Source organism: Chloroflexota bacterium, assembly GCA_018648225.1.
Taxonomy (GTDB): Bacteria; Chloroflexota; Anaerolineae; order Anaerolineales; family UBA11858; genus NIOZ-UU35.
Window position 1 is genome coordinate 1 of the sequence record JABGRQ010000175.1, and the last position, 8,362, is coordinate 8,362.

The window sequence follows — 8,362 nt, forward strand, 5'->3', positions numbered from 1 at the left end:
TTTTTATCACCTTATTTTCCCCTTCCCGTGGTCTTGACTTTGGGGATACCCTTAGTTGATGAGTAGGTGGGAGAGTTTCAAGTAAGTTCCATTCTCTTCTATCCACGATCCATTGTCCATATTTACCCTATCCCATATCTACCTTCCAATAGCCACACTCTGATCCTGACCATGGTAGTTCCTAGAGAGTCGGCTGGCGTTTATTCGTGGTCATGGGCCTGCGGTGGTAAAATAGCCAGTGAATATGCACTATCTTATCATCCGAGTCATAGAAAAGGCAATTAATATGGAAAAGCATCATCGTTATTTGGTCTTGATTGAACAAGATGAAGATGGGATTTTTGTGGCTTCGGTCCCCGCTATAAAAGGTTGTCATACGCAAGCAAAGTCTCTAGAAAACGTGTGGTCTCGCGTTCGGGAGGCGATAGAATTATGCTTGGAAGTTGAGACGCAAGATGAGCCGCCGATGCGTTTTGTAGGTGTTCAGCACATCGAACTTCCAGTGTGAGTAAGATTCCCCCACTTCATCCCCGTAAGATGTGTCGTATATTGGAAAAACTTGGATTCGAAGCAATCCGTCAGAAGGGGAGTCATATTTTTTATCGCCATCCTGATGGTCGCGGGACAGTTGTTCCTTTTCATTCTGGGGAAGATTTAGGGCGTGGATTGGTGCGCAGCATTCTGAGGGATATTGAATTGCCTCGAGAAGAATTCCTAAAATTTTTGCGTCGCAGATAGATGAAGTTTATTGTCTTGAGCTTGCTTGTATCGACGCTGGCTCAATGGTGTGTCAAAGGCGGAGTCCCTTACAGAGAGTTTTTGCAGCGGACTGCAGATATTTGATACCCGAGAAGCAGGCAATTTTATGCAGGTGGTACGAACAAGTGGGGGCGATGACCTGGACGTTGATGAATAGGTGGGAAAGCTTTGGATAAATTTCGTTTTCCCTAGTCCACCGTCCATATTCCCCCATCCATGATCCTGACGCATCGTGTATAATGGACGGAGAAGAAAGGAGAGTGACTACATGTCTGAAATGATCGCACTAGAAACGCAGATACCTGAGGATATATTTTTGACCTTGCAGGCTCGCGGTTTGTTCAAAGCGGTTCTGGCAGAACGTTCACGACAGTATATGGCGATCCGTTTTTATCAGGAACGGGTATTGTCCCTGGGCAAAGCGGCTCGCCTTTCTGGTATGGGTCTTTGGGATTTTGTAGAGTTCCTGTCCACTAATCATGTGCCTGTAATCGACCATAGCGAAGAAGAATTGGCTGTTGAGTTCGCGTCCGCTGACCAATTAGCGGGGGAATTGGGGGAATGATTGTCGTTTCTGATGCCACGCCGCTGATCGGATTGGCAAAAATTGGCAAATTGGAACTCTTGAAGGAGTTGTTTGGTATGATACGGATTCCAGGGTCGGTTTATGCTAAAGTGGTTACAAATGCGAGAGGCCGTCCTGGGGCAGTGGAAGTTAGTCAGGCGGACTGGATTGTGACGCAAACATCTGCTGATCGGACCAAAGTTGATTATTTGCGGGCCGACTTGGATGCAGGTGAGGCCGAAGCCCTTGTTTTGGCCGAAGAAGTATCGGCGGACTGGATACTTTTGGATGAGACGAAGGCGCGGTTAGCAGCAAATTTACTTGGTTTCCGGTATATGGGCACAATCGGTTTGCTCCTTTTGGCGAAAAGACTAGGGGAACTTGAAGTGGTGCGTCCGTTTTTGGATGAACTCAATGAAAAAAATTTCTACATCAGTGAACGAGTGTATCAGTTGACGGTGAGAAAAGCGGGGGAATAGTTCGCGTTTCTGGCAGCGTGCCCGTTTCATCGTCCCGTAGGGGACAGAGCATCATGGGCTGGTGGCAGGTCAAGGGCGCAGTGAAAAGTTCATGCATCTGCATACCGAAGATGACATCTATTATGTGCAGAATTATTCGAGCGCGAAGCCTGCCCGTAAGGGCGCTGGCTGGATATTTATATTCTGATCAAGACAGTCTGGGTGGTGTCCCCCTACGGGGATGCTGTGCGATGAGGCGGGAGGGGGCGTACTAGGGCCACAGAATAGCACGGGGCCACGGACGTACACGGAAGAACACGGACAAAGCTGGGCCACGGAAAACACGGAAAGCACAGGGCCACGGAAGAAATTTCGGTGCGATTCAGTCCCTAAAGGGATGCTGCGCGATGGCTTTCTTTGGATCGGGGTTATAAACAAGTGGGGGCGATGACGTGGACGTTGATGACAAAGTGGCTTGTCCTCCCGTAGGATGCCGCACCGTCCCGGTATCCTGCGGGAGGACGGTGTGAGCTTTAGGTTGAGTGCTTCGCGATCGAAACCCGGTCGAAGGGGAGAGCTTCCAATAAGTTCCGTTCTTCTGATTCGTTATGATAGAATTAAGGGGCAGAAAGGAGCGTGATGGTATGGATGCTGTGGTCAATATTATAATGCGACAACCCCTTCCGAGACTGGTGTTATTTCCCGCGGAATTACCCGTTGATAATGCTGTGCGGATTGAACTTGAGCAAGGAGTACCCGTTTTTAAGGCTTCGATTGCGGTGCAAGACCGGATTGAAATGTTGATCTCGAAACAACGACAATCTCAAATCAGCGCTGATGAAGACGATGAATTGGATCGTTACGAAGAGATTGATGACTATTTGAGCTTCATCAACCGTGTGGTTCGCAATCTTGTGCAAGCAGAAAGCTCAGGGGAATAAGCAGTGACTCAGAGGGGCAAAGTATCGATTGAAATTCAGGAATTTGTTCGCCAGCGGGCGGCAGGGTTGTGTGAATACTGCCATACTCAGGAGTGTTGGCAATACGTAAGATTTACGGTTGACCATGTAGTCCCGTTATCGAAAGGGGGTACCGATGACCAAACTAATCTGGCGTTGGCGTGTTTTCATTGCAATCGCAGAAAATCTAATCATATGACGGCAATAGACTCTGAAACTGGAGATGAAGCCGCACTATACAATCCCAGAAAGCATATTTGGCAGGATCACTTCATTTGGTCGGTTGATGGTTTAAGCATAATCGGGCTGACGTCGATAGGCAGGGCAACGGTAACCGCTTTAGAATTCAACCGTGAGCGAGTCCTTAATATTCGTTCAGCAGATGGGGCTGTGAATCGGCACCCGCCAGTTGGCGATCCGGTGCAGAAGGCAACCTGAGCGGGTTAACATCACGGGCTGGTAGCCGGTTGATGGCCGCGGTGACAAACCGATGCACCTCCACACCGAAGACGACATCTTCTACGTCCAGAACTACTCCATCTGGCTGGATATTTACATCCTGATCAAAACCGTTTGGGTGGCGACGCTTTTGGGAGTGCGAAGGGAGGGGGCGTACTGAGCCACTGAAAAACACGGGGCCACTGAAAAACACGGAATCTCACGGAACACGGACAAAGCTGGGCCATCGCGGAGTGAAACGGAGCATCCCCTTGGGGAGGGACAAGGGCCACGGACGGTCACGGAAAGGGCCACTGAAAAACACGGAAAGAGCCACGGACATGCACGGAAAGGGCCACAGAAAGACACGGGGGCCACGGAATAGCACGGAAGAACACGGAAAAGAGCACGAAAGGTTTTCAGTGAAACTCTGCCTGTGCCCCGGCAGGGGGATGATGTTCAGTCCCTAAAGGGATGCTCTACTACGCGATGGCTTGATTCGGAGTTATTCAGCGGGCTGTGTTACAATGTAGTACGTTGGCGATTGGTTAGATTGAAGGAATACAGAAAATGAAAACATCCACAATATCTGCTAGAATTGATCCAGACCTCAAGAAAAATGTGGAGCGAGTATTTAGCGAATTGGGGATAACTTCTTCTCAGGCAATAACACTTTTCTACAAGCAGGTGGAGTTGCAGCAGGGATTACCATTTATTGTAAAAATACCCAATGCGATAACATTGGATGCGCTGGGGAAAGCCAGCGAGCGCACTGATTTGGAAACCTTCAATACGGTTGAGGATTTGTTCGAAGATTTGGGGATTTGATGAAAATCGTCAGAAGAACCTCACAATTCAAAAAAGACGTAAAGCGTATGGGGAAGCGTGGAAAGGAATTTGAAGAATTCAAGGCCGTAATCAAGAAGTTGACATTAGAAGAGAAATTGGAAGTAAAGTATCGAGATCATTATTTGGTAGGTCAATATAAAGGTAGCCGGGAGTGTCATATTGAGTCTGATTGGTTGCTCATATATGAATTGGGGGGCGAAGAACTTATTCTAATCCGAACAGGGACACATGCGGATTTGTTTCGATGATGGATATGTTGACATCTCCGGCTTATCATTTGTTACGACGCTGGCATCAATTGCCCGGGTTGCCTTTTCTGGGCCAGCAATTAGCCTATATTCGGGATGATCCTAATCTCCATTACGTGTGAACCCATTGCGAAAACTACTAACCTGGTCTGACCGCTATCACTGGCTGTGGCTGACCTTGGCCGCGCCGTTGATGCTATTCCCCAGCCCTAAGCGCAGCTTGGCTATGCTGGTTGTGCCCGGCATTTGGGCCGTTGCCTGGCTCGTATCCCGTCATCCTGAGCGCAAAAGCGGGGGCACGCTGCTTGGTACTGTACCCCTGCCGGTGACGGCACTCAATAGTTCAATTTTGTTGATCGCAATCATGGTCTTGGTCAGTACCTGGGCGACCTATGATATTGCTTTCAGCTTAGCTAAGATCAGCGGGATAGTCTTGGGATTGGGGATTTTCTACGCCGTTGTGCGGGAGAGCGAACGTCCCCGCGGTTGGTGGTGGAGCCTGCTGCTATTTTTGGGTCTGGGTATGGGAGTGGCTGGGCTGGGGTTGCTGGGAACGAATTGGTTCCAGTGGAAAATCAGCCTGTTTAATCCGATTACATCCCGCATACCGAATCTGGTTGGTGGCCTGCAAGGCGCGGAGAACGGATTTCATCCCAACGAAATTGCCGGGGCATTGAGTTGGACGCTGCCCCTGATGATGACTTTGTGTTTCTCCCCCCTCCTAAAAATTCGGAGCGGGCGTTGGGTGGTGAGGGCAATTATTTGGCTCAGCACGCTTTTCATGGGCGGCGTTTTTATCTTGACCCAATCTCGCACGGCCTATCTGGCGCTGGCATCGGCGGCGCTGGTCATGTTTTGGCTGGCTTTGCCGGGAAAAGCACGTTGGGCATTGATTGGGCTGTTAGTAGCTGTTGGAGTTGCCGGAAGTATCTGGCTTTCTGGCGAGCGCATTACACAGGGCATGGATTGGTTGACTGGGAATGCGGTGTTGAGTGAACAGGCTTTTTCGCTGAATTCATTGGAAAGCCGCCTGGAAGTCTGGTCGCGGGCAATTTATGGCTTGCAGGATTTTCCGTTCACCGGGATGGGCATGAACACTTTCCGAGAAGTGGTGCATGTACTCTACCCGTTGTTTATGATTGCCCCCGATGTGGATATGGGCCACGCGCATAACGAATTTTTACAGGCCGGGCTAGATTTGGGCATCCCCGGTATGATCGGTTTCATCGCCTTGTACATCGGTGCCTTCTGGATGCTGGCGCGTGTATGGTTTGCCGGTCATCGGTCTTCTGTCCTCAGTCGCCCAATGGCATTGGGACTGGGCGGCGGCTTATTCGCGCACATGCTCTATGGGATGACCGATGCGGTGGCTCTGGGTGCCAAGCCGGGTTTCCTGTTCTGGATGCTGCTGGGGCTGATCGCGGGACTGTATCAGCAAGTATTATCGGCATCGGTTGAGCAGTGAAGGTATGTTTTTCGCCGGAACCAGTCGCAACCGGCGTTCACATTAGCGCCGGTCGAGCCTGTCGAGCGTGTCGAGCGTGGGTTGAGCAGTGAAGGTGTGCTTTCCACCGCAACGTGTCGAAACCAGCGAATTTAGTCGAGTATTTTTTCTGGTAACCTGCTCTCTTGGTTTCAATACGGCGAAAAAAGCATTCGCCTACTCAACCGGCGTTCGCTCTTAATCATTATGGCCTGGATGTATATTCTTAAGTGTGCTGACGGAAGTTATTATGTTGGCTCAACCGTTAATTTGGAAAAGCGGATTGGACAGCACTGCCAAGGTATAGGTGCAAAATATACATCTCGCCGCCTGCCCGTAAAACTTGTCTTTGCTGAAGAATTTGAAAGCGTTGTTGAAGCCTATCTGCGGGAAAAACAAGTTCAAGGCTGGAGTCGTGCCAAACGGGAAGCATTAATTGCCGGAAATTATGATGCGTTGCCAGGGTTGTCCAGAAGTAGGCCAAAATGAGATTTTTGGTTTCGACAAGCTCAACCGGCAATACCAGCGCTAATTGAACCTGTCGTTTGTACTGAGCAACCGAAGGCGTGTCGAAGTGAAATCAAGCGGGCAACCCGCTCTTTGGGTTTTGGGTTTCTGCCAGTTCAACTGGCGTTTGTTAAATAGCTATGATCAATTGGTATAACGTGGCCGCAAATGCTCTCTGGATTATTGCCTTGGCGCTGGCGTTGGCAGTAATCGGTTTTGCGCGCAGCGATGCCGTTCAGCGGGGCGAAAAGCTTGGACAAACACTCAACCGGCGCGGGTGGCAAATTGCGTTGAATATAGCCGGGATATTATTTTCTCTTGGCCTTGCCGCAACCAGCGAGCGTACCTGGGAGCAGATCGTGTGGTTAGTGATGGTGTTGCTATTTTTCGTGCAGATCGTTTGGGTTGTAAAACAGGCCGCGGGTTCGCTACCCAGAGAATGATGCATCCGGTATAATTCTGTGCATGCGTTATTCCGTGGTGTTTATTTGTACGGCAAATATAAATCGTTCGGCAATGGCTGAAGCACTATTTCGGGTACGCGTCGCGGATGAAATTTCGGACTGGGCAATCGGCTCTGCTGGAACCTGGGCGCGTGATGGGCAGCTCGCTGCTCGCCATGTGCATGCTGTGATGGACGCACGCGGCATTGATATGCGTGCGCATCGCTCGCGTGCAGTTTCCCGAGAAATATTAACGGCATTTCGGCTGGTGCTGGTGATGGAGCACGGCCACAAAGAAGCGCTACAGATTGAATTTCCAGAAGTGCGCGGGCGTATCTATTTACTGAGCGAAATGGCAGGCCGATTGTTGGATATAGCCGATCCGATTGGTGGCCCTCTGGTTGATTTTGAGGATACAGCCAATGAGCTTGAACAGTATTTGACAGTGGGATTAGATCGCATTCGTGCATTGGCCAGGATCAAAGCAAACAAGATAGGCTGATAGAGATTTTCCCCGGAAGATAGGGGGGACATCAAGAAATCACTTTTTGAAAAAGGGAATATAAATTCAAATGGAATCTCAACAATTTATTTCTGATACGACATTGCAAGCGGACTTACGCCAATATATGACTTTACTGTGGCGTTGGACCTGGTTGATTATTCTGGCGGCTGTTCTGGCTGGTGGAGCGGCATATATCACCAGCCAATTCCAATCTCCAGTTTATCAGGCAACCACAACGCTGTTGATCAATGAGGCCTCCACAGCCCAAACCAGCGATTATACAGCCATTCTCACCAGCGAGCGTCTGGCGCGTACCTATTCGGAAATGCTCACTAAGCGTCCGGTGCTGGATGATGTTCTGCTGCGCATGGAAGAAGTGGGTGTGATATTGGATTATGAAGATACGGATGCTTTCAAGGAAGTGATTACTGTTCAATTGGTACGTGATACGCAGTTGATCGAACTAAGCGTTGAAGATACCGATCCTGAACGGGCAGCCCTGATTGCCAATACGCTGGTAGCCGTGTTTTCGGCCCAAAATCAGGCTTTGCAGGCAACGCGCTTTGCTGAATCGAAGGCCAGCCTGGAGGGACAGTTGTCGCGGCTGGATGGTCAGATCCACAATACTGTGGCCGAATTGGAAGCGGTTGGGGATGACCTGGATCGTGAGGCTGAACGCGCCCGCCTGGAAGCCGAACTGACGCAATATCGGCAAACCTATAGCGAATTATTGCAAAGCTACGAACAAATCCGTGTTTCAGAAGCGCAAACAACATCCAATGTCGTTCAGGTAGAACCAGCAATTGCGCCAGAAAACCCAATCCGCCCGCGCGTATTGATGAACACGGCCTTGGCCCTGGTGGTCGGTGGCATGTTAGCCGTCGGCGCCATCTTCCTGATGGAAGCAATGGACGATACGGTTAAAAACCCGGATGAAATTTCTCGGCTCTTGCAGTTGCCAATCTTGGGAACGATCATACGGCACGAGGTTAATAATGGCTCCCTGGCGACCCGGGATCAGCCGCGCTCGCCCACAGCGGAGGCTTTTCGCTCTTTGCGAACGAATATTCAATATAGCAGCGTGGATTACCCTACTTTTGTTTCGCCAAAAGTGGCGTAATTGACTAAAAAAGAACCGCAAAAGAGCA

Annotated in this window: 14 protein-coding genes; all 14 read left to right on the plus strand. The window is 49.9% G+C overall.

The window, feature by feature from the left end; all coding sequences use genetic code 11:
- The first annotated feature begins 286 nt into the window (after positions 1 to 286).
- The 14 genes from HN413_15940 to HN413_16005 all read left to right on the plus strand — a co-directional run bounded on the left by HN413_15940 (position 287) and on the right by HN413_16005 (position 8,334).
- On the plus strand, positions 287 to 508 hold the full coding sequence (locus HN413_15940; GenBank protein ID MBT3391890.1) for a type II toxin-antitoxin system HicB family antitoxin: 222 nt from the start codon (positions 287 to 289) through the stop codon (positions 506 to 508).
- Positions 505 to 738, plus strand: coding sequence for a type II toxin-antitoxin system HicA family toxin (locus HN413_15945; GenBank protein ID MBT3391891.1), 234 nt, complete (start codon positions 505 to 507; stop codon positions 736 to 738). The genes HN413_15940 and HN413_15945 overlap by 4 nt, the downstream gene beginning before the upstream one ends.
- Before the next feature lie 289 nt (positions 739 to 1,027).
- Positions 1,028 to 1,324, plus strand: coding sequence for a UPF0175 family protein (locus HN413_15950; GenBank protein MBT3391892.1), 297 nt, complete (start codon positions 1,028 to 1,030; stop codon positions 1,322 to 1,324).
- On the plus strand, positions 1,321 to 1,803 hold the full coding sequence (locus HN413_15955) for a DUF3368 domain-containing protein (protein MBT3391893.1): 483 nt from the start codon (positions 1,321 to 1,323) through the stop codon (positions 1,801 to 1,803). Before HN413_15950 ends, HN413_15955 begins: the two co-directional genes overlap by 4 nt.
- A gap of 647 nt (positions 1,804 to 2,450) precedes the next feature.
- Positions 2,451 to 2,723: a hypothetical protein gene (locus tag HN413_15960; GenBank protein ID MBT3391894.1), complete on the plus strand. Its 273-nt coding sequence runs from the start codon at positions 2,451 to 2,453 to the stop codon at positions 2,721 to 2,723.
- Positions 2,724 to 2,726: 3 nt separating this feature from the next.
- Positions 2,727 to 3,179 (plus strand): HNH endonuclease, encoded by a 453-nt coding sequence (locus HN413_15965; GenBank protein ID MBT3391895.1) that lies wholly within the window; start codon positions 2,727 to 2,729, stop codon positions 3,177 to 3,179.
- Between the two features lie 52 nt (positions 3,180 to 3,231).
- Complete coding sequence (locus HN413_15970) at positions 3,232 to 3,360, plus strand: hypothetical protein (GenBank protein MBT3391896.1); 129 nt, start codon at positions 3,232 to 3,234, stop codon at positions 3,358 to 3,360.
- A 389-nt stretch (positions 3,361 to 3,749) separates the two neighbouring features.
- A complete protein-coding gene (locus HN413_15975; GenBank protein ID MBT3391897.1) occupies positions 3,750 to 4,007 on the plus strand; it encodes a type II toxin-antitoxin system RelB/DinJ family antitoxin in 258 nt (85 codons plus the stop codon).
- Entirely contained in the window at positions 4,004 to 4,276 is a 273-nt protein-coding gene (locus tag HN413_15980) for a type II toxin-antitoxin system YafQ family toxin (protein ID MBT3391898.1), read from the plus strand. Before HN413_15975 ends, HN413_15980 begins: the two co-directional genes overlap by 4 nt.
- A 127-nt stretch (positions 4,277 to 4,403) precedes the next feature.
- A complete protein-coding gene (locus tag HN413_15985; protein MBT3391899.1) occupies positions 4,404 to 5,741 on the plus strand; it encodes an O-antigen ligase family protein in 1,338 nt (445 codons plus the stop codon).
- Positions 5,742 to 5,963: 222 nt separating this feature from the next.
- On the plus strand, positions 5,964 to 6,248 hold the full coding sequence (locus HN413_15990) for a GIY-YIG nuclease family protein (protein MBT3391900.1): 285 nt from the start codon (positions 5,964 to 5,966) through the stop codon (positions 6,246 to 6,248).
- A gap of 158 nt (positions 6,249 to 6,406) precedes the next feature.
- A complete protein-coding gene (locus HN413_15995; GenBank protein ID MBT3391901.1) occupies positions 6,407 to 6,709 on the plus strand; it encodes a hypothetical protein in 303 nt (100 codons plus the stop codon).
- A 73-nt stretch (positions 6,710 to 6,782) separates the two neighbouring features.
- Positions 6,783 to 7,211: a hypothetical protein gene (locus HN413_16000; protein ID MBT3391902.1), complete on the plus strand. Its 429-nt coding sequence runs from the start codon at positions 6,783 to 6,785 to the stop codon at positions 7,209 to 7,211.
- 70 nt (positions 7,212 to 7,281) lie between these two features.
- Complete coding sequence (locus HN413_16005) at positions 7,282 to 8,334, plus strand: hypothetical protein (GenBank protein ID MBT3391903.1); 1,053 nt, start codon at positions 7,282 to 7,284, stop codon at positions 8,332 to 8,334.
- The last annotated feature ends 28 nt before the right edge of the window (positions 8,335 to 8,362 follow it).